General features: G+C 34.4%; 15 protein-coding genes. 4 read left to right on the top strand and 11 right to left on the bottom strand.

Annotation, left to right across the window (positions count from 1 at the left end):
• Window positions 1–3 precede the first annotated feature (3 nt).
• Complete coding sequence (locus tag AC3Y25_RS22010) at window positions 4–3,594, bottom strand: SusC/RagA family TonB-linked outer membrane protein (protein ID WP_489904236.1); 3,591 nt, start codon at window positions 3,592–3,594, stop codon at window positions 4–6.
• Between the two features lie 254 nt (window positions 3,595–3,848).
• Complete coding sequence (locus AC3Y25_RS22005) at window positions 3,849–5,000, bottom strand: FecR family protein (RefSeq protein WP_489904235.1); 1,152 nt, start codon at window positions 4,998–5,000, stop codon at window positions 3,849–3,851.
• A 280-nt stretch (window positions 5,001–5,280) separates the two neighbouring features.
• Between AC3Y25_RS22005 and AC3Y25_RS22000 the strand changes: the two genes are divergently transcribed.
• The 3 genes from AC3Y25_RS22000 (at window position 5,281) to AC3Y25_RS21990 (ending at window position 6,617) form a co-directional block, all read left to right on the top strand.
• Entirely contained in the window at window positions 5,281–5,898 is a 618-nt protein-coding gene (locus AC3Y25_RS22000; RefSeq protein WP_427872479.1) for an RNA polymerase sigma factor, read from the top strand.
• A gap of 101 nt (window positions 5,899–5,999) precedes the next feature.
• Window positions 6,000–6,137 carry a hypothetical protein gene (locus AC3Y25_RS21995; RefSeq protein ID WP_379797128.1) on the top strand — a complete coding sequence of 46 codons (138 nt, stop codon included), beginning with the start codon at window positions 6,000–6,002 and terminating at the stop codon, window positions 6,135–6,137.
• A gap of 12 nt (window positions 6,138–6,149) precedes the next feature.
• Complete coding sequence (locus tag AC3Y25_RS21990; RefSeq protein WP_489904234.1) at window positions 6,150–6,617, top strand: hypothetical protein; 468 nt, start codon at window positions 6,150–6,152, stop codon at window positions 6,615–6,617.
• 13 nt (window positions 6,618–6,630) lie between these two features.
• On the opposite strand, the gene AC3Y25_RS21985 is transcribed toward AC3Y25_RS21990, so the two are convergent.
• Together AC3Y25_RS21985 and AC3Y25_RS21980 are read right to left on the bottom strand one after the other, a co-directional pair.
• Window positions 6,631–6,984, bottom strand: a complete 354-nt coding sequence (locus AC3Y25_RS21985; RefSeq protein ID WP_489904233.1) for a gamma-glutamylcyclotransferase family protein — start codon at window positions 6,982–6,984, stop codon at window positions 6,631–6,633.
• Window positions 6,985–7,050: 66 nt separating this feature from the next.
• Window positions 7,051–7,806, bottom strand: coding sequence for an MBL fold metallo-hydrolase (locus AC3Y25_RS21980; protein WP_489904232.1), 756 nt, complete (start codon window positions 7,804–7,806; stop codon window positions 7,051–7,053).
• Between the two features lie 104 nt (window positions 7,807–7,910).
• Between AC3Y25_RS21980 and AC3Y25_RS21975 the strand changes: the two genes are divergently transcribed.
• Window positions 7,911–8,786 carry a LysR substrate-binding domain-containing protein gene (locus AC3Y25_RS21975; RefSeq protein WP_095931306.1) on the top strand — a complete coding sequence of 292 codons (876 nt, stop codon included), beginning with the start codon at window positions 7,911–7,913 and terminating at the stop codon, window positions 8,784–8,786.
• A 116-nt stretch (window positions 8,787–8,902) separates the two neighbouring features.
• On the opposite strand, the gene AC3Y25_RS21970 is transcribed toward AC3Y25_RS21975, so the two are convergent.
• The 7 genes from AC3Y25_RS21970 to fsa all read right to left on the bottom strand — a co-directional run bounded on the left by AC3Y25_RS21970 (window position 8,903) and on the right by fsa (window position 22,430).
• Complete coding sequence (locus AC3Y25_RS21970) at window positions 8,903–10,810, bottom strand: sialate O-acetylesterase (RefSeq protein ID WP_489904231.1); 1,908 nt, start codon at window positions 10,808–10,810, stop codon at window positions 8,903–8,905.
• 188 nt (window positions 10,811–10,998) lie between these two features.
• On the bottom strand, window positions 10,999–12,648 hold the full coding sequence (locus tag AC3Y25_RS21965) for a GH35 family beta-galactosidase (RefSeq protein ID WP_489904230.1): 1,650 nt from the start codon (window positions 12,646–12,648) through the stop codon (window positions 10,999–11,001).
• 118 nt (window positions 12,649–12,766) lie between these two features.
• The gene (locus tag AC3Y25_RS21960) at window positions 12,767–14,974 is read right to left on the bottom strand and encodes an endo-1,4-beta-xylanase (protein ID WP_489904229.1); all 2,208 of its coding nucleotides are present in this window, start codon (window positions 14,972–14,974) and stop codon (window positions 12,767–12,769) included.
• A 15-nt stretch (window positions 14,975–14,989) separates the two neighbouring features.
• Window positions 14,990–16,354, bottom strand: a complete 1,365-nt coding sequence (locus AC3Y25_RS21955; RefSeq protein WP_489904228.1) for a glycan-binding surface protein — start codon at window positions 16,352–16,354, stop codon at window positions 14,990–14,992.
• Window positions 16,355–16,385: 31 nt separating this feature from the next.
• Window positions 16,386–18,017 (bottom strand): RagB/SusD family nutrient uptake outer membrane protein, encoded by a 1,632-nt coding sequence (locus tag AC3Y25_RS21950; protein WP_489904227.1) that lies wholly within the window; start codon window positions 18,015–18,017, stop codon window positions 16,386–16,388.
• A 10-nt stretch (window positions 18,018–18,027) separates the two neighbouring features.
• Window positions 18,028–21,195 carry a SusC/RagA family TonB-linked outer membrane protein gene (locus AC3Y25_RS21945; RefSeq protein ID WP_489904226.1) on the bottom strand — a complete coding sequence of 1,056 codons (3,168 nt, stop codon included), beginning with the start codon at window positions 21,193–21,195 and terminating at the stop codon, window positions 18,028–18,030.
• Between the two features lie 578 nt (window positions 21,196–21,773).
• Window positions 21,774–22,430: a fructose-6-phosphate aldolase gene (gene fsa, locus AC3Y25_RS21940; RefSeq protein ID WP_489904225.1), complete on the bottom strand. Its 657-nt coding sequence runs from the start codon at window positions 22,428–22,430 to the stop codon at window positions 21,774–21,776.
• Window positions 22,431–22,810: the final 380 nt, after the last annotated feature.

Below are 22,810 nucleotides of genomic sequence, written 5' to 3'. Positions count from 1 at the left end.
AAATTAGAAATTAACATTTACACCCATAACAAAGCTTGGAGATATGAAACCGCCTAACATGTATTTGGCATCTCTGCTTTTGGCAAAAGTGTATACGTTTTCTGCGTTCAAATTGAATCGTACTCCGTCTAGTTTTACTCTTTTAATTAGGTCTTTTGGCATTTGATACGCTAGAGAAATGTTGCTTAATCTTAAATTTGATGCATCCAAAATATTAATATCTGCATAAGAATAAATCGTACGAGATTCTGAATTAAAATCTGCTTCATATTCATAAACCGCTCTCGGAACATTAGTAAAAGCCTCATCACCTGGTTGCATCCAACGATTTGCAATATTGTTGTTTACCACTGTAATATCTGTTACATAACCTCCAAGTGCACCATTGTAATTGTTACTCAACATTGGTAAGAATGTATTTCTTACTTTATGTCCTAACTCATAAATGAAAAGAGCCGAAAGTGAGAAGTTTTTGTAATTTGCTGAGGTATGGAAAGAACCGCTGTGTGTCGGAACTGTCGAACCATAATCTTTGATTGCATCTATCTGACCTGGATTGTATTTTACTGCAGTTCCTGAAGCATCATAAACTTGCGGAATTCCTGTATTGCTTAAACCAGCCCATTGGTAACCATAAATGCTGTTAAAACTTGTTCCAACTCTAGGATAAGCCTGTGGATAATCTAACTGTAAATAGTAAACAGGAGCTTTTACATTTACATAATCTACAGTATTTTTATTATAGGCATACAAAATGGCCGCATCCCAAGAGAAAGAAGGCGTTTTTACAATCGTTCCTCTTAAAGTAGCTTCGACACCTCTGTTAGTCATTTCTCCATTATTAAGTGTGTAAGAAGAATATCCGAATCCTTCTGTTGGAATTCCTTGGCTAGTAGCTAACAAATCTTGACCTTTTTTGTTGTATAAATCTAACGTTCCGCTTAATCTACTTTTAAACAAAGAGAAATCAAAACCAATATTGGTTGTTGTTGTTTTTTCCCAAGACAATTCAGGATTTGGACGTTGCCCCACACTTCCATAAGTTCCTCCAACATTCGCATTAGCATAATAATAAGCTGTTAAATAAGGCGCAGAATCTTTGGCAATGTTTCCGGCAATACCATAAGAACCGCGAAGTTTAAGAGCATCAACCCACGCAACATCAAAAAATGATTCATTGTTGATATTCCAGCCCGCACCTACAGACCAAATTGGCTTGTTTTGGTATTTACTGTCTGTTCCCCAAAGGTTAGAACGATCCCAACGAATACTTCCTGATAATGTATATCTTTTGTCATACGTATAACCTCCAGTTGAGTAAACCGAAACGTAACGGTTTTGCAATTCTTTTTCTAATCCAAAGTCGTTTTGTGACATATAACCGCCAAAAACAGATCCATATACTTTTAATAAATCGGCTTGATTTATTGCTGTAAATGTTAAAGCTTGTGAATCGTAACCATAACGAGTGTTATCATTATATTCTTGTTTAGAATGACGGATTTCCATACCTGCAATCGCAGAGAAATCATGCTTTTCTGCGAAAGTCTGATTGAAATTTAATTGCTGACGGAAATTATAAGCATTAGAAAACTGATTGGTTTCTTTGATAATATCTCCATAAGGCAAGTTGTAAACCGCTTTGTTATTCACAATTGTCACCAAACCATTTACTTTGTTTCTCACATAATATGATTCTCTATCAAATAATTGGCTTGCGCGATCTGAAGCAAATTCATATTGGAACATCGCATTATAAGTAAACGCATGGCTGAATTTTACATTGAACTTAGCAAATGTTCTGTTTAAGAAGTTTTTGTTTTCAATTAAGTTTCTTCCTAATTCATCCATTGGCGTAATATCCATGTTGTAAAGACCATAAGTCTGCATAGAATTAAGTGTGAAATTATTGTAGCGAGAAGCAGCAGTCGAAACAAAATTGCTTCCATCAGCATTAACCAACTGATTATAAGGTTGCCATTTATAACCTGGATTGGCTGGTATTGTAGTTGGATTAAGAGGATTATAATATTGAGTATCTCCTATTCCGTAGTTTAAATACGTTCCTAAATCTAAAGAAAGCCAGTTGTTAATTTGTGTTGAGTTTTTCAAATTAATTCCAACCGTTTGGTTTTCAGAATACATATCTTCTAACTGATTGTCTTTGTAAGTTATAGACGCATTAAAAGTATTGTTTTGGCTAGCTTTACCTAAACTAAGATTGTGTTGCATAAAATACTGATCGCGTTTGGCATATTTTGCTACATCATCGTAGTATTTATAACCTTGAGAACCGAGTTGATTCAAACGATTATTCATATCTGTTTGAGAAATATTTCCTGCATACCCATTTAAAATAGTCTGCATTCCTAAACTTTGAAAAACTGCATTATTCAATAAAGACTGCGCATAAGTAGCTGAATTAGCGGTTTTCAAGTTAGGATTTCCCTCTGCCCATCCTCTTTCTAAACCAATAATATCTGCAGAGCTAGTAAGATTGCCCGTATAATTTCGGTAAGGCGTTACAGTTAAATTACTTGAAAACGAAATATTTGTTTTTCCTTCTTTTGCTTTTTTTGTGGTAATTACGACAACTCCATTTGCAGCGCGAGCACCATAAATAGAAGAAGCTGCGGCATCTTTTAAAACTGTAATCGTCTCAATATCTTCTAAGTTCAAACTAGGAAGATTTTCTTCTATAGATGCATAAGGAGTTAATCTTGTATTTTCGACAGGAAAACCGTCAATAACATATAACGGTGCCGTTACCCCTCTCATTGAAGTTGTTCCACGAATTCTTCCATCCTGATATCCAACAACACGTCCTTCTAAAATTTTATCTAAACTGCTTAAACGTTGTTCTTGAAACTCTTTTGCTTTTAAACTTGAGAAAGATCCTGTTGCCTTTTCTGCCGATATATCCTGATAACCAGTCTTCAAAACCAGTCCTTCAAGTTCAAAAATATCTTCTTTCAAAACAACGTTAATAACACTTCTTCCTTCAACTTTTATTTCTTGCCTAACATATCCTAAATAAGCAAAAGCCAAAGTCGTTTCACTGCTTACTGCAATAATCTGATATTCACCATTAAAATCGGTTTCTACACCTCTTCCTGAACCGTTATCAGAAATCGCCGCACCTACCAAAGGCATTCCTTTTTCATCTGTAACTTTACCTTTTACAATAAAATCTGCTACAGGTTTTTTCTCTTCCGTTTTTTCTGTAGAGACTTTTCTAGGCATCAGAATAATGTGGTTTCCTGATACTTTAAAATCGGTACTCGTATTAGTAAAGATTTTATTTAAAATAACTTCTATTGAAGCTTCATATGCATTTACATCTATTACTCGGTTCAAATCTACAGATCTTACATTATAAACAAATCTGTAATCTGTAGTGTATTCAAGTCTTTCAATCACTTTTGCAACAGTCATATTGCTGGCATTAAAAGAAATCTTGTTTTTTTGAGAATAAGTGGTTCCGGCGTGCATTACTGTTAAGGCAGTTAGCAGAAATAATGTGGTCAATTTCATTTTCAAATCAAATTTCAAAAAAGGCTTATCAAACCTGATTCTGTTCAAGAGTTTTTTCATACTTTTAAATGTTTTTTTTAATGTTGGTTGGTTAATTAACTGACCGCATATACTCTACCGGGAAATGTTGGCGCATTTTCCGGTTTTTTTATAACGATCCTTTTCTTTTTGGATTTCTGTTACATAGGCTTGGTGATTTTAGATTTCTGATTGTTGATTTTAGATTTCTCAATCTTGTTTCTTCCTCTTTCTTCTTTCTTCTATATTCTTTCTTCTATATTCTTTCTTCTATATTCTTTACTACTTCTTCGTCTTTACTTAATCGTTATTTTGTCTCGGTCAATATTGTAATCAATCGCATAACTGTCGCTAAAATATTTCAAGACCACTTCAATGGGTTCATTATCAAAACGGGCGTTGAAAATTTCTTTTCCAAGTGTTTTATTTCTGTTAATGAAAGTCACATTGTATTGGCGTTCTAGTTTTTTGATAATATCATCAAAAGAAGCATTTTTAAAAACCAGACTTCCTTTTACCCAATCGGTATAATAATCCGTATTGACCTGTTCTATTTTAATTTCGTTCTGTCCCTGTTGAGCCGAACCTTTAAAACCTGGTGTTAAATAAACCTGATTCTGGTTTGTTTTCTGATCTTTATAAAGCGAAACTTTACCCTCGACCAATACAACATCTGTACTGCTATTATTAGTATACGAATCGACATTGAACTTAGTTCCTAAAACCTCAACATTCACTTGTTGCGCGTTTACCGTAAACGGATGGCTTTTATCTTTGCTAACTTCGAAATAAGCTTCACCCGTTAAATACACTTCTCTATTTTGTTTTTTGACAAACTGAACTGGATATTTAAATGACGTTCCAGAATTCAAATGCACTAAAGTTCCGTCTGATAGCTGCACCTCAAATTTTTTACCGTACGGAATTTTCAATGTGTTGTAAACCAATTCTCCTTCAGCAAAAGCTTTATTATAAACCAATCTGTTTTTCTCTTGTTTTCCAATAATATTTCCGTCTTTGTCCGTAACATTTTTTTCTGCAGAAATATCAATAGTTTCAGATGCACCGTTACCTAATTGTAAAACAATCTCATCAACTCTAGGCACTATAACATTTTGTTTAACTTGTTCTGCACTAGAATTTTTATAGAAATAAAAACCTCCCAAAGCCACAATTAAAACCGCAGCATATTTATAATAAGATGAAAATCTTCGTTTATAAAAAACATTCTTTTCCTCATTGATTCGTTCCGAAAGCTGTTTTCTAACTTCGGTCGAATCAAAAGTGTTCAAAGCAGTATCAATTGCATAGTTGGTTTGCACAAAATCCTTAAATACAATTTGATTCTCTTCTTCTTTTAACCACTCGGTAAGCTGCTCAATCTCTTCTTGAGAAGCCTGATTTGTGATAAATTTAACAATTAGTCTCTCTGACTTTTTTACTGTCATTTTAGTCGTTTTTAATATTATTACGAAGCCAAAAAACAAAACCCTAACAATTTGATAAAGTTTTTTTCATTTTACTGATTTTTTTATTTTTCACAAGTGTTTTCTCTCAATAAAACTCGACTAATTTGATAGATATTACAAACTAAAAGATTTATATTTGCATTTTTCTTCCTTTTTTATTTGTAATAATTTTCAAATAGAAAGGCTAAAAAAAGGTCGATTTGAGCAAATTCAGTTTACTTTTTAACCTCAAAACCTATTAATTTATATATTTGTTTTTATGAAGATTGATGATTACAGCGATAATACCATTCTAATTGAGTCTCTACAAAATGGAGATGAAAGTGCATACACGTACCTTATCGACACCTATCATCATAAACTTTGTGTGTATGCCAACAGCTTGGTAAAGAATGTTTATAGTGCCGAAGATATCGTGCAAAATGTTTTTATTAAAGTTTGGGAACAGCGTACAAGACTAAAAGTAGATCATTCGCTCAAAAGCTTTCTTTACAAACTGGTTTATAATGAGTTTATCGATTTGTACCGAAAAAACCAGTCTTTATTTTCTCTAGAAAAATCGTATTATGATGCCTTAAACGGAATTGTTCAAGAAGAAGATTCTGAATCTTTTCAAAGGGTTTTGAATGCGGTAAACAAAGAGATTCAGAATTTACCGCCAAAATGCAAAGAGGTTTTTATTTTAAGTAAAAAAGAAGGTTTAACCAATATTGAAATAGCCGAACATTTGGATGTTTCTATCAAAACCGTTGAAGCGCAGATTACCAAAGCGTTCTCGATTTTACGAACTTCTTTGGAAGAAAAAGTAAAGAGTGTTTTGTTTCTTATGTTTTCAAGAAAAAAAATGCAAACTAAACCTAATCAAGCTATATTGTAATAAAAATCTTTCTTAAAAATAATTAAAACACTAATAAACAAAGACTTACAACACTACTCAAAATTTGTAGTTTTCAAAATAATAATTACCTTTGCATTATTATGAAAACACAACCGTTACATATTACAAAACCATCTAAAGAAACATTAGAGTTTTTTAGAAATCTTCGTACTTCAAAAGAAGAAAACAAAGCAAAATTAATTGCTAAAAAAGACATTTATTTCCCTAAGTCTAAATAATATATACAAATCTTGGAGTTAGATAAGGAAATTCCTTTTATTACTGAAGAAGGTTATCAATATCTTGTAAGTTTTGTCAAATTTTCTGCAAACGGAATAGATTACGGCATTCCAATAATTGATGTTTCAATCACATTGATGAATAATGAAATTGAGTATAATTCAATTAAAACTTTAAACATTTTTGTTGACATAATACATAATTATTTAAATCAACACAATGTTGTTCTTTATTATTACTGTGATACGGCAGTAATTAAGATGAGGATTAATAGAGAAGAAAAACTTTTACCACAGGAGTATAGAAGTAAATTGTTTTCGTCAATGTTCAATAAAAAAAGGATTAACGATTATCTATTAGCAGAAATTAGAATAAGTGATCCGGAAAGAGGCGATCACTTTACTTCTTTGATTTCAAGCGTAAATAATGTTGATAAAATTAAGCTTATTGAAGACGACTTAAAAAAATTCAATAAATAAGTAATTATCTATTTTACTTACTTTTCAAAGCATAAATGTATCCGCTTCCTTTTTCTCCATTTTCCAGCTCATATTCGGTTTGAATTCGCGTATAGCCATCACCTTCAAATTCATCGAGATAATCCCAATGCGAAGTCAAATCTTCTGAAAATAAAACATACGCCTTTATCGTTTCGGCTTCTTCATTATTAATGGGAATAAAACCATTATACCCTAAAGAAGAGCCCCAACCCCCTTCTTCAAGTTTTCCTTTTATAATTGCTTTTTTCCATTCTCCCTTAATCGGATCCATAACCGAATGATTGGATTCTCCTGGAGCCAATGATCCGTAAATAATTAAAGCCGGAATTGTTTCTATGTTTTTCATCTATAATCTCTCAATATCTTTCGTCTTACTTCTATATTCTATATTCTTGTTTCTCTATTCTTTCTTCTATACAGCATCTTTCATCTCACTTCTTTCTTCAGCAAAATCTAAAACAGGTGTCTTCATATCATGGTATAAAAGCACTTTCCAGTTTTCGTCTTTTGCCTGCTGTTCCCATTTCTTACGAGATTCCATGGCACGTTTTCCGTCGAAATCCGTTTTGTAGGCAACAGGAAATTTTAAATATCTTTTTTGAGGCAAATCATCTGCTCCATAAAAAACAATTTCGTTATCGGCTTTAATCCAAAATACTTGTTGAAATTTGGTATGTCCTGCTGTAACTTCAAAATAAATTTCGTCTGAAATTTGTCCGTTGTCTTCATTTAATAATTCAACATTTGGCAATTCTTTCAGCTCATTTAATAGTTCAGGAACGTACGACGGATTTTGCAATTGTTCTAAAGCAAAATCTATTTCTCGTTCTTGAATGTAAATCTTCGCATCTGGGAAATTTTGAACAAATTGGTTATTTTCAAAATAACCGATTCCTTCGATATGATCTTTATGCAGATGTGAAACCAGAATTTTAGTAATCTGTTGAGGTTCGATATCATTTTTTCTCAGCATTTCGTAAATAAATGGAACGCCATTATTGACAAATCCTAAACCGAAATCTATTAAAATAACATCATGATCTGTAATAACAACAAAAGGCTGAATCGCCATTTTTAAACCAGAATCGATTGTATGCTCTGTTAAAAGCTGAAACTCTTTTTGAGAATTGACAATATAATTTCCTTCTTGTAATGCTATAATTTTCATGTTGCTTTTGTTTGTAATGGTATAACAAAGCAAAGTTCTTAAGAATTTCTATATTTGTAAAACCTTATTTTTCGATATAATCAATCGATAAAACCGATTTAGAAATGGAACTTCGTCAGCTTAAATATTTTCTCAAAGCAAAAGAATTGCTGAATTTTACCGAAGCGGCTTCTGCGCTTTATATTAGTCAGAGTACTTTATCGCAACAAATTAAACAATTGGAAGACGAGCTTCAAGTTCCGCTTTTTAACCGAATTGGAAAAAGAATTACATTGACAGAAGCTGGAGAATTATTTTCGGTTTACGCGCAGCAATCGGTCAATAAAGCTTCTGACGGACTTCAATTATTAAAAGATTTAAATAAACTCGAAACTGGAAAAATTGCCATTGGCGTTACCTACGCTTTACGACATGTCGTTACAAAAGCTTTGATTTTGTTTAGTTCCGAATATCCTAAAATTCAATTCGAAATTATCTTTGGAACTTCGCAGGAACTCATTCAAAAACTAAATCATTTTCAGCTCGATGTTATTCTAACTTTTGAGGAAATTGCTTCTGAAGCACATTTTAAGTATCTAGAATTGTTTACTTCGCCAATGGCTTTGGTTACGTCTTCTGAAACTTCTTTAAAAAATAAAAAGACCATTTCTCTAGAAGAAATTAGTACGTTGCCTCTTGCCATGCCTGCTGGTGGTTTTAGCACCACTCAATTTATTAGCAAGGCCTTTGAAAAAAACAATTTACATCCGAATGTTACGATCGAAATAAATGATATTCCAACATTGCTTGAATTAATTAAAACGGGAAAATGGCACACGATCTTAACGAAAACTACAATTGAAGACGAAAAAGATTTGTACGCCATACCAATAAAAGGAGAAAATATGACCCGAACTGCAATGCTGATTTCTTTGAAAGAAGTATATGAGAAAAAAGCAGTTAAGGCTTTTTTGAAAATGCTCGTAGAGAATTTGAAGTAAAGTTTTTATTAGGTTTAAAGAATTTCTCGCAAAGACGCGAAGTCGCAAAATTACTTAAAAAGAAAAAAACTTTGCGACTTCGCGACTTTGCGAGATTTAAAAACAACTCTATAATTCTACTTCAACTCTGCTTCAAAAGGCGAAGCAGGCAAATTTTCTTTATTGTATAAATTGGCTTCAACTGGATTATCTGCCCAAGCATAACGCACTTTTACAGGATTTAAAACGGTATCATTCCAAACTACGATTTTGTCACCTTCAATAATTGCCTTTGCCCAAACAAACTTTCCATCTGTTCCTGCAATGGCAAATTCTTTTAACTCATTTCCGTTTTTGCTTTGCAATCCTGTACCCATATCTGAAAAGCTTAAAATCAGTTTATTGCCATTTTGTTTCATCGATTGAAAAATCGGACCAGAAACAGTTAAGTTTTTTTCTCTGTAAACCAATTTTCTTGCTTGCAACGCTAATCTTTTTCCAACATCATATTTGTCTAAAGGATGAATATCATTCCATTCGCCCAAATCTATTGTGATCGCCAAACCTGTATTTGGAACTTTCAGCGTATTTAGTTGCTGCTGTCTTAAAGCTGCCCAATTACTTTCTGTTGGTTCTGTTTTGGGTTCCATAAAATTAGGCAGCTGTACCAATAAAAATGGCAATTTTTCCTGTTTCCATTGCGCACGCCAATTAGAAATTAAGGTTTCCATTAAAGGTTCATATTCCGATGGATTTTTAGTATTGGCTTCGCCCTGATACCATAAAACCCCTTTTATTGGATAATCTTTTAGTGGTGCAATCATAGCATTGTAAAGTCCGACAGGTTTCCAACGCACAAAAGTTTGCCCTGGTAACGGTTCCATTTTTGAACCTAATTTGTATTTCCAAGTTCCTTTTAAATCAATAGTTTTATCTCCTACAATTAACTCGTAAGGTTTATCGATTACAAAACCTCCTTTTCCAGAATTGTTGATGATGCGAACCGTGATTTCATTTTTTCCTTCTTTTAAAACATCAGTATTAAAAGAATAAATTCTTGGCGGATATTGGTACGAAGTTGTTCCAACGAAATGTCCGTTTACAAAAACGGAGTCGGCATCAACAATTCGTCCTAAAATTAATTTTGCTTGATTTTCCTTTACTTTTTCCAGAACAAATTCCCTTTTAAACCAAACCGAACCATTTATTTTCCCGAGTTCACCATCGGCCCAATAACCTGGAATGTTCATTTCCTTCCAATCTGAAGTTTCGATCGAATTTCTCCATTTATCTTTCAATCCAAGATCGGTTTCATTGAGTAATTTATACCAATTTGAACTAACTTTTCTATCGTTTTCATCGATTTGTTTTTCGAGTTTTCCGTCTTTGAATTTTAGATATTCCTGCTCATATTCGGGGAATTTTTTAATGCTTTCTTCGCTAATCCACGATTCTGCAGGAGAACCGCCCAAAGCACTGTTGATTAATCCAATTGGAATTTTATGCTTCTCGTATATTTCTAAAGCGAAGAAATATCCAACTCCTGTAAACTGCAAAACATTTAGAGGATTTGCTTCAACCCAAGAACCAGATGAAAAATCATTTCTTTCTTTCGCAAAATAATATTCATCGGGAACTAAAAATTGTCGAATATTCGGATTGGCAGATTTTGCAATTTCTTCTTTGTATTTGTCTTTCAGTCGATCCATTGGAAGTTCCATGTTGGATTGTCCTGAACACAACCACACATCTCCAAATAGAATGTTTTTTAATACAATTGTATTGGATGCTTTTAAAGTCATTTCATAAGGTCCGCCTGCTTTTTGAGTTGGAAGCTGAATCGACCATTTTCCGTCTTGAGCTGTTGTTGTGTCGTATTTTTTTCCTTTAAAATCAAGTTCGATTTTTTCATTTGGCGATGCCCAGCCCCAAATACTGACTTTTGTATCACGCTGTAAAATCATTCCGTCACTAATTAATCTCGGAAGTTTTATTTGAGCATTGATGCTAAGAGTTATTAGAAATGCAAGTATTATTTTTTTCATTATAATCTGTTTTATTTTTTTTAGCCACGACCCGAGCGATAGCGAATAGGCGAAGCAATTCACGAATTTCTCTAATTCTTTTCTTTGTGTTTTAATTATCTTCAATTACACAAATTAATTTGTGTAATTGAATCACTCTACACACAAAGATTTTAATAAAAAATTCGTGAATTCGTGGCGAAAAAAACCTACTCATAAGTATATAATTTTATTTTTTGGATTTCGTAATCGCCAACTGAAATTCTCAAATGCCTCCCTTGATGGGTTTGATCTCCGTTGAAATGTCTGATGGTTTTCCATTTTTCATTTTCAAATCGGCCTTGATCGGTTTTTAGAATTCCTGCGTTTACATTTTCCGTTAATGGTTTAAAAGTAACCACAATTCCTGATCCTGAAATATAAAATTCATCTTTGGCGATTTCTATAATAATCGCACTTGACATTGGCCAAATTTCTGCTTTTGCTCCGTCTGACCAGTTTAAGGTATAATCGTGTTTGAAAGTGAATTCGTAATCGCCCATTTTTATGATTTGCGTATTGTTTTCTTTGTCTAACAAAACACCATCAATTTTCCCTTGTCCTTTATTGGCTTCAATTGTTGGAGTTAACTGTTGCACTAAATCGTATATTTTTCCTAAAGGTTCTTTTTTGGCATCGACAACAGATTCTATAGAAAATGGCGAAAAACCAATTGCTTCATAATGTCCTATAGCGTATAAACCCTTAAAAGGTGCAGTTTCATCAAAACGGTGTTCTGGAATAAATAACGGATCGCCCTGACGTGTAAACAAATCGTTCCATTGTTTAAATGACGGATTATAAAAATCGGGCGCTAAAAAATCAATCGAATTTCCTGCGGCTTTCCAAACGTCCATAATATGAGGCAACGGTCCTGCACTTGGATATTGTCCTGGCTTTTTTTCTGGAGCATTTAACGCTGCATTGACAAACATCGGAATTGGATAAGCGTCTTTTCCTGCCTTAGCAACAATATTGGTGAATTTAGAAAAATACCAAGCCATAAAAATTTCGTCTGTATGTAATCCTTTTCCAAAAACTTCTTCCCAGTTTCCTTTTGTTTTGAATCCGTTTTTCTTCCAGATTTCTAAAAATTCAGGAACTAATTTTTGTTTGTTTTTTTCTAAATATTGGATCAATTCCTCTGGAACTGGCTTCTGAAATGCAGCATTCGCTAAAGCATGATAATCACGAGCGGTTGGCAGCATTCCGATTTCGTTTTCAACCTGAACCATAATTACGGTTTGGTCTTTTTGGTCGAAATCTTTGATATGCGCCATTAGTTTTTTGAAAGCATTCAAATCGGCCTGAAGATTATTTTCGCTGAAAGGCGTTAAAATTTCGTGACTTTTATTTGTATCGTCTTTAACTCTCGGGTATTTTTTCTGGTTGAGTTTTACCCATTCTGGCGCGTGACTCGACATACTGTTTTTCCAAGATCCAAACCAGAGAAAAACGAGTTTTAAGTTTTCTTTTCGCGCACGAAGAATCAAATCATCTACTAACTGAAAATCAAATTTGCCTTCTTGCGGTTCTATCAATTCCCAATAAATCGGGGTTAAAACCGTGTTGAGGTTCATATCGGTCAATTTAGACCAGATAGGCTCCATACTTTCCGTACTGGTTGCAGAGGAATTTCCTAATTCTCCGCCTCGTATTAAGAATGTTTTTTGGTTGACAACTAATTGTGTTTTGTTTCCTGTCTTTTGAAGATGAGGTATGTTTTGACTAAACCCAAACTGTATCGTCAAGAATGCAATGAGAAACAATTTGCCTTTTGTAAAAATGTTTATTTGGTTTGTTTTAAGATTCAAAGCCATTTGATTTGTTTTTTTGCTCCGATAAAATCTTGAGCGATAAAAGTTAGGAAAAATAAACAATCCATAGTGCAGACCCTTTTACAGACTTGCACTATGGATATTATTACTAATTAAATACTTAAGGTTTTTGTAATTCTCCTGAGAAACCTAAACTCACATCTTTTCCTGCAAGACCATCTGCTGCGCCTTTGTAAGCGTGTTTACGAACGTAATTTGCATCCCAAAGATTCGGAGATTCATTTGGAAGCCAGTATTCATGTTCTTTAGAATTATCTGATACTCCCCAAATTGTAATTCCGTATTGCTGAGCCGCAGGAATATATTTTTTGTATGAATCAATAACAAATTGATACATTTCTGCCTGAGAAGCTTGCTGTGCAACTGTTGGTGTTGCGGTTCCTAATCTGATGTCTAATTCAGAAATTTTAATCAATTTTCCTGTAGCTGCCAGTTTTTGAAACATCTGGACAATTTTATCTTTCTCTGTAGTTAAACCAATGTGCATCTGTGTTCCGATTCCGTCAACTTTAGCACCTTTCTCTTCAATATATTTTACGTACTCGATTAATCCGTCACATTTATCCAGTCTCGATTCTAAGTTATAATCGTTGATGAAAAGTTTATCTGTTTCATTTCCATATTGACGTGCTAGTTTGAAAGCCGTTACAGCATAATCTTTTCCAAGATATTTAATCCATGAGAAATAATCTGAAGCCGTATCGCCTTCTGTCCCGTTTCTTAGAGTTCCATCTTCTTTCATTGGTTCGTTTACCACATCCCAAGAGAAAACGCTTGTTTTATAATGTGTCATCATTTTAGAAATCCAATCTGTCATAGCATCGCTAATAATTTTAGTTTTCTCTGCATCTGTTTTCTCAATTGTAACTGGAGCTGTCGCGCCTCCACCAGTTGCTGTACCATCGGTCACCAAAACATTATCGATATAATAGGTTCCTGCCGCCCCTCCTAAATCGAAACCAAAACCTGTTTCACCGCCTTTTGCTGCGATTTTCCACTCGATTTGTTTCCAAGTTGTAGTAGTGGCCTGATCGCCTTGGTAACTTGCTACACCCGATGGAGTTGTCGAACATCTTACAGATCCAGCAGCTTCAGAACGAATCATATACGAAATGGTATAGTTTTTTCCTGCTACTAATGGAGAAGTAAAAGTGGTTTGAATCTGAGTTTTCCACTGGTTTCCAGCGTCAGATGTAGCATTGACTACTTTCATAGCTCCACTTCCTTCGTAAGCATTTGAAGCTCCTGCTGCGCTTAATGCATCAGCTGCTCCATTGGCTTTGCTCCATCCTGTTATTCCAGAATTAAATGTTCCGTTAGAAACTAAATTAACTGGCCCTGTCGCAGCATCCAAATCGACAACTGCTAGCGTATTAGCATCAATCAGATACGTTACATTTGGAAGATATCCTAAATCTAAATTAAACTGAAAAGTTGTGCTTCCTGCTTTAAAATCGCCTGGCGCTAATTTAATTTTAACTTGTTGCCAAGAAGAAGTGGTTGCAAAAGCTTCTGTCCATGTTCCGCCTGTGCTAAACCAATCTTTGTATGGATATTGATTTGCTAATGAAGCATTGAATGAAATACGTCCTTTTCCTGTTACATCAGATTTGATATAAAATGAGATTTCGTAATTATGCCCGCCAACAATTGGTACATTCGGAGAGGTCAGCTGAAGACTATAAGCCGCCGAAGAACTTGCGCTAGAAGCTAGCTGAATTGCCGCAGATGCACTTGTTAATCCAGCATTAGCAACTGTTGTAATACCTTTTCCTGGATTATTTCTAGCCCAACCAGTGAAACTTCCGTCTTTAATAGGTGCTAAATCTAATACGTTTGTTCCGCTTGAACCTGGAATTACTGTTGGGGCAATAATACTGTTTAAATAACTTGCATTCTGGTTGGAATGCCAAATTAGGGTGTGTCCAAAAACTTTTAATCCTGCGCTTTTTGTTGCTTCAATAAAGGCATCTACGTTGGTAAAATTAATTTCTCCTTTGGAGTTTACCATTGCTCCATGCTTCATTTCGTAACCTGGCGTTACTTCATCAAAATTTTCGTTTACGATTTTTCTATAATTGGCATCGCTCATGTACAAACTTATTCCGATTCCGTTTCCTAAAGGAAAATCAGAATAGTTTTTTAAAGGTTCATAACGGCTTATTTTTTCTACTAAAGCCAACGGAAGTTCGGCTCCTGTTACTTCTCCGTGCTCTGGGTCTTTTCCCCACTCCATCAAATTATCATCGCATGATGACAAAATCATTAGTGATGAAGCAATTATTGGTATGATATATTTAGATTTCATTTTGTGGCTGTTGGGTTAGTTAAAATCATTGTATACTGGCGTATCTAATGGTACAATTCTCCAATTGTCTGTGTAGACTTTTACAGAAGTTGCTTTTGAAGGAAATTCTACTTCGCTTGCGCTTCCTGTTACATTAGATAGTTTTACATCAGAATTTTCGAAGTAAATTCCAAAGTTTTGATACGTTGCCGCTTCGCGAAAAGCTAGAACAGTTTCAAAAGTAAATGCTTCTTTAGACCAAGCGTAGAATTTGTTTAATGGAATGGTAACGGTAATCCATCCTGTTGTATTTACTCCAATTGATTTACCATCTTTAATCCAAGGAACATAATTGTAACAAGCTCCTGCCCATTCTCCACCATTAAAATTATTGATCATACAAATTTTTAAGAAACCCGAATCTCTCCAAACATCTGGCACATAGATATCAAATTGAAATCCTACTTTATCCAATGGCGTACTTGCTGGAATGTATGGCGTTAATTGCGCTCTCCAATTGTCTACTCCATTTCCTGCTGTCCAAACTTCTGAACAACGATTTTTTGCTGCATCAAAAGAAGCAATACGAGCTGGACGATGAGGTGCGTATTTTCCTTGAGATGTATTTCCGGTTCCTAAAGCTGCCGACTCTAAATCTGCTGGTTGGATCATGCTTGTTGAACTTCCCCAATATCCATGCGATCCTTGTCCGTCAAAATTAAGCAGTAAACCTTTTTTGAAATTAAAATACGCTGGAGAGTAAACGCCTCCGTTTGATGTTTCTGCATAAATTGAACCTCCTAAATCTGAGATTCCGCTTGGAACTACAACTGTAAATGACTCTCCTTCTTCATCTGAAGTGATTCCTGTTGTAACTTCAACATTCCCTGGGAAAACTACTTTACTCACTTCTGTCAAACCTGTTCCTGAAACAATAATTGTCTCTCCGGGATTTGGCATTGTATTCGACATACTTAAAATAGCCGGTTTTCCTGAACGGATTTGAAAAGGAAATGTCACTTCGTTTGCATCATTTACAAAACGAATTGTATTTCTTACCGATGGATCTGCATCTGTAATGGGTGTATCTGCAGAAATGCTTACCAACATTGAATTGTTAGAAACAAAAACCACATTGAAATAGGTCGAATATCCGTTAATATAAACTTTTTTCAGTCCTTCAAATCCAGAACCTTCGATACGCAATAACTGTCCTAAACGGGCAAAACTAACTTCTCTATCTGGTACGGTCGAATTTACATCTTCTAAAAACACTTTTGTAATGGTCATTGCGCGTCCTTCAGAATCGTTGTTGTCGCAAGAAGTAAATAGCATACCGAAAACCATCATGCTTAATAGTGCAATAGGTGCCCAATACTTTTTATTTAAAATATATTTCATATTTATGTCTTTTAGTTTTTTATTTCTGAAACTAGAATAAGTCTTTTATTTTCTCTTCTGTAAACTGATACGGAACAGGATTTTCTCTCAATAACGGATTCTGAACCAATTCAGATTCTGGATAAGGAAGTGTGAAAATTGTTGCATCGATTACACCAATTGCTCTCGGACTTGTCGCTTTTGAAGCATCAATTGTAACGGTGTTAGTTGCTGTGTCATACAAAATTGGAGTTATTGTTCCTCTATTTTGCGCAGTCACATAGTTGATTACCTCCTGCTGTTTGTAGTAAGCTCTGCGAACTAGATCGTACCAATATTGTCCTTCCATACATAATTCTACTCTTCTTTCGTGTGCAAGATCTGCATAAGTCAATGTTGTTTTAGGATCTAAACCTGCACGTGTACGAAGTCTGTTTACAACCGAAATGGCTGTTGCATCTGCAGTTGAAGCATTGTTTCCTAAAGCGGCTTCTGCGTAATTTAAATAAACCTCTGCCAGACGTAACATGTAGGTATTTAAAGCAGAATTCATACGCGTAATTTTAGAATTGTCTTTGGTAGAACCTACAACTCCTTTTTTAATGGTTAAGAAATCAGCACTGTGATCTACTGTATAACCTCCGTTTGCTTTATTGATTTCTGCATAATGATCACCATCTCCCATAAAAGTTGCTCTACGGCGAAGATCTTTTGATTCATATTCTTGTAAAACATTATAAGAAGCTCTTGTCCAATATCCCCAAGCGGCATCGTCTCCTGTAATATCAGAACCTAATGCAAAATAGGCCTGCTGCGTATTGTTTACTCCATAATCTCCATTAGGAACCCATTGCAATGCAAACATAGATTCCGTATTGTTGTTATTGTCAATCATGAACAGATCTTCATAATTGGTCATTAGGCTGTAAGGCCCAGAACTCATTACTTTTTCTGCCGCTTTTTTGGCCAAATCAAGGTATTCTTGATTACGGGTTCCGCTGTTTGGGTTGTCGCTAACTCCTGAAAATGATAAGTAAACACGAGACAGCATTCCGTAAGCGCTGTATTTTGTTAAACGCCCTGCCTGCCCTGCAGTTTCCGGAAGGTATTTTGCCGCAAATTCTAAATCACGCATTGAGAATTCGTAAACATCTTTCATAGGATTTTTGTTTACAATTGGATTTTTTACCAATTCTCTCGGATCTGTAGAAATAATTACATCTCCCCATAACGAAGCTAGATACCAATAGGCTGTTCCTCTCATAAAACGAGCTTCAGCAATATATTTGTTTTTAATAGTCTCGCTCATTGCGCTTCCAGAAATTCCGATAATCACATTATTAGACTGCTGTATTACATTATACAAAGATGCCCAAGCCGAAACCAAAGGCCCTGTTAGTCCCGTTTCTGTTAAATCGGTAAACGGATACACATAATCTGAGAAAGGCGCATACATGTTTGCGGCACGTCCGTCTCCTAATCCGTAATAGAATTTATCATTAAAATCAAACCATACTTTATTGTATAATGGACCTGTTGCGGCCTGAAAATCAGATTCCGTTTTATAAAAGTTCTCTTTTGTAATTACATCATTCGGTTCAACGTCCAAAATGTCGCTGCAACTCGTCCAAACAAATGGCAATGCAATAATTAAAGCCGTGTAAAATATTTTCTTTGTTTTCATTGTGCGTTTTTTAGAAATTAACAGTTAATCCAAGCGTAGTTACCATAGGTGAAGGATAACGTCCGTTATCGATACCATTTAGAAGTTGGTTTTGGTACATAGCTCCTACTTCAGGATCGTATCCTTTATATTTGGTAAAGGTTAAAACATTCTGCATGTTTGAATATACTTTGATGTTTGAAATTCCATATTTAGAATACAAATCTTTAGGAAGATTATACCCAATGGAAATATTCTTAAGTCTTACATAAGACCCGTCTTCAACAAATCTGTTGCTTAAACGATAATTTGAAGCCGAAGCTGCTGATGACGCTGCAATTCTAGGCATGTAAGGATCTCCGCCCACAATCTGCACATTACGATAATCGTTTGGTCCGTTCGGATCGATTAGTTCTAATTGCGCGTATCCTAAAGCAGACTTCAATAAATTGGTATTCTCGCGTGGGTTTTCAAGCCATCTTCTTTGGTAATTTAAAACATCATTTCCGTAAGAACCTGTAAATAAAATGCTCACATCAAATCCTTTGAATGAGAAACTATTATTGAAACCGAAAGTGAAATCTGGATTAGGATCTCCAATATAACCTGCATCTTTTTCGTTGATTACTCCATCTTTATTCACATCTTCAAACATATAATCTCCAATCCAAACGCCATTTTCACCAATTACCATTCCTTCCGGCAATGCTGTTGGTTTTACTGTTCCTGTAGCATCTTTATAATAGAAATCTGTTGCTTTTTCAAATCGTCCGATTACTTTATAGCCATAAAATTGTCCTAATGGCTGCCCAACTGCAGTACGAGTAACCACTGTTACGTCTGAACCTTGCTGCAAAGTCTGATCGTAAACTCCAGATTCTGAATTCAATTTCAATACTTTAAATCTGTTCATTGAGATATTGAAATTTGACTTCCAAAGAAAATCTTTTCTCTGCATGTTTATGGTGTTTATCGTAAACTCGAAACCTTTGTTTTCAAGAGATCCGATATTAGCAAAAGGCGGTGTTGTAGCTCCTTGACCCGTTGTTCCTACATAAGCTGGAAGTGATAATCTTAGTAATAAATCATCTGTTCTTTTATAATAAACATCTGTTGTAATTTCAATTCTATTGTCTAGAAGTCCGATATCTAAACCAATATTAGTCTGGTTTGATTTTTCCCATTTAAGGTCTGGATTTGCAGTATTAGTTGCAATTTGCCCGCTTCCCCAATTGGTTGCCGAAGTGCCATAAACAGACGTATACGCATTATTTGGTACACTTGAATTACCTGTAACTCCCCATCCTGCACGTAATTTTAAATTGCTAATAGTCTGATTTTCTTTTAAAAATGATTCGTTTGAAACTTTCCACGCTAATGAAGCAGATGGAAACCAATCCCATTTATTGCCTTCAGCAAATTGCGAAGATCCGTCTCTTCTGATTGTTCCTGTTAGAATGTATCGATCATCAAATGTATACGTTGCTCTTGCAAAATAAGAACTAAGCGATTTTGTAGAACTTGCATTTGAGTTTCTAGCCGTTGTTGGGTCTCCAGCGTTTAAATCTGTAGCTCCATTGGTTAAATAACCTGAACGGTACCCATAAAGATTTTCCCAGTTTTGCTCTTGAAATTCTTGAGCTACCAGTGCATTAACATTATGTTTTCCGAATGCTTTATTATAAGTCAAAGTATTAGTCCACATCCAGTTTTCGCTCGTAGATTTTGTTCTTGATCCTTCTCTAACTTCATTTGATAATGCTCCAAAAGTATAAGATGGATTAAAAGTATATCGGTTTCCAAAACCATAATCTATAGAATATTGGGTTCTCAATTTTAAATCTTTTGTAAAACCAATTTCGGCATACACATTTCCTCTAATTCCGTAGTCTTTACCATGATTATCTTTCAGCATTGCAATTCCTAACGGATTGGTTTGAACGAATTCAGTTGTGTCTGGCCCGTCAAAAGTTCCGTCAGCATTTCTAGCGGCTACGTTTGGAGTTTGTTTTAAAGCGGTTAAGATTACCGAATCATCATTTACTGTAGTGACCTGATTGGTTTTGTAAGCATTTAAATTCACTCCAACTTTCATCCATTTCTTTACTTGCGAGTCCACAACTGCACGAATGGTCATACGATCAAAAGAAGAACCGATGATCGTTCCTTCCTGATCAAAATAAGACATTCCTAATGCATAAGTAGTAGTATCAGATCCGCCTGACGCAGATAAATTGTAGCTCTGAATTAAACCTGTTTGAAATAATTCATCTTGCCAGTTTGTTCCTTCTCCTAATAAATCAGGACGAATAAAATAAGGATCTCTTTGAACGATTCCTAAATCTGATCTCGTGTTTTTCAGCGTTCCATATTCTCTTAAATTAAGCACCTGCAATTCTTTAGGCATTTGCTGCCACCCTACATAACTGTCAAAATTTAAAGTCAAATCTCCTTTTCTACCTGTTTTAGTAGTCACCATAATTACCCCGTTTGCCGCTCTAGAACCATAAATAGCAGTTGCAGAAGCATCTTTCAAAATATCTATAGAAGCAATATCATTAGGGTTAATTCCTGAAAGCGGATTTGTATTTAAAGAACCTGAATTACCATCTATAATAACACCATCAATTACATAAATCGGTTCATTAGAACCTGTAATAGAGCTTATACCACGAATACGTACCGAAGAACTTCCTCCAGGCGTACCGCTATTTTGCTGTATCTGCACCCCAGCCGCTCGGCCTTGCAGTACCTGATCGATAGTTGTAGAAACAGATTGTGTTACCGCAGAACTAGATATAGAAGAAATTGCTCCTGTTAAATCTGCTCTTTTTGCCGTTCCGTATCCAATAACAACAACTTCTTTTAAGTCGTTTAAATTCTCTTCTAGTACAGCATCAATTTTAGTTTTATTATTCACTGCAACTTCATACGGTTTGTATCCAATAAAGCTAAAGACCAAAATACTATTATTGGGAATAGCTTGAAGGGTGTAAGTCCCGTCAAAATTAGATACGGTACTTGTTTTGGCTCCTTTTACAATAATGTTGACACCTGGTATTGGTCCTACACCATCAGATACAGTACCTGTAACAGTAATTTGTGCATTTACTGCAGCAGAAAATACCAGCATCAGGATTAAGAACCCCCAATTCTTAAAGTATTTAGATCTGCTTTTAGTAATTAAAAAGTTAGTCATAAATAATTGGTTTAATGAGTTAATAGTATGGTTTAGTTAGTTTTCTTTTTAGATGACTTTTTTACTCGTTTTCATTTTAACATTTCAAACAAATAAATAGCTTATAGTCAAAACAAATATATGCAAAAAACAACAACACGCAATCGGTTGTGTTAATTTTTATTCCTAATTTCAAAAAAATAAAGCTAAAAAAAAGAATTATCTTTATTAATAATTACAAAATATTAAACAATCATCAAAAACAGTATTTAATATCACGAAAACGTTAGAGATAATAAATCATTTGATCCAAAATCTTAAAAAAAATATAAAATGTTAAAAAATGAGATTTTTTCAAAAAAAACTAAAACGTTGTAGTAACTGTCTAAAAATTCATCATAAATTAAATCTTTCGCCATCCCTTATAAAAGCTCACATAATAAATGTTATAAACTGAAAACCAAGACCATATTGTTAAAATATTATAATTCTTACAAAACCAAAAGGATTAACAATCGGTTGCTTTTATTTCATAAAAAAACTCCCTTCCAAATAACTGGAAGAGAGTTTTTAAACTATAAAAAAGGAAATGAAAAAGGTTATAAATTCATCTTTTTCGCGTCTTCTACAAATTGCTTTAATCCGATATCGGTTAAAGGATGTTTCAGAAGACCTTTTATCGCAGAAAGCGGTCCAGTCATTACATCTGATCCAATTTTGGCACAATTGATAATATGCATGGTATGTCGCACAGAAGCCGACAAAATTTGAGTTTGATAATTATAGTTATCATAGATTTCTCTAATTTCAGCAATTAAATGCATTCCATCAGTAGAAACATCATCTAATCTTCCTAAAAATGGCGAAACATAAGTTGCTCCTGCTTTAGCGGCAAGTAAAGCCTGACCCGCCGAAAATACTAAAGTAACATTGGTGCGAATTCCTTTTGAAGAAAAGTATTTACACGCTTTTATACCATCACCAATCATGGGCAGTTTCACTACAATCTGAGGATGTAAAGCAGCTAATTCTTCTCCTTCTTTTATCATTCCTTGAAATTCGGTCGAGATTACCTCAGCCGAAACATCGCCATCAACGATATTACAAATATTAAGATAATGTTTCAGGATATTTTCTTTTCCTGTAATGCCTTCTTTTGCCATTAAAGACGGATTGGTGGTTACACCATCTAAAACGCCTAAAGCCTGCGCCTCTTCAATGTCTTGAAGATTGGCGGTGTCAATAAAAAATTTCATAAGTTTTTTGGTTTGTGGTTAATTGTAGTCTGATTTCTAGTAAAAAAAACTTTGTCAAAGTTTTAAAACTTTGACAAAGTTCTCAGCATATTGTAGTAAGTGAAAAATGTGCATTTCGATTGATTTTGCTCTTCAAAAAACCTTCAATAAAAAATACTCACTATTATTTTATCAAACTGACCTTTTATTCGTTTCAATTTTCAAAAAATAGTAACTAAACCTTCAATCTATTTTTCTTAAATCTTAATGTAAAAAAAGCCATAATCTTAATGCACATTTTCGAAGTTTTGATCTAAAAAACATTTTTAAATATTTTTAACGCTTTATGGCTATCACATTTAAAAATTTAACTTTTCTTAGATTTTTGTCTCACTAAGTTT

It is taken from the genome of Flavobacterium sp. LK-23 (assembly GCF_058135255.1).
The sequence above is the reverse complement of the archived record's forward strand: the minus strand, read 5'-3'. Positions and strand labels throughout refer to the sequence as shown.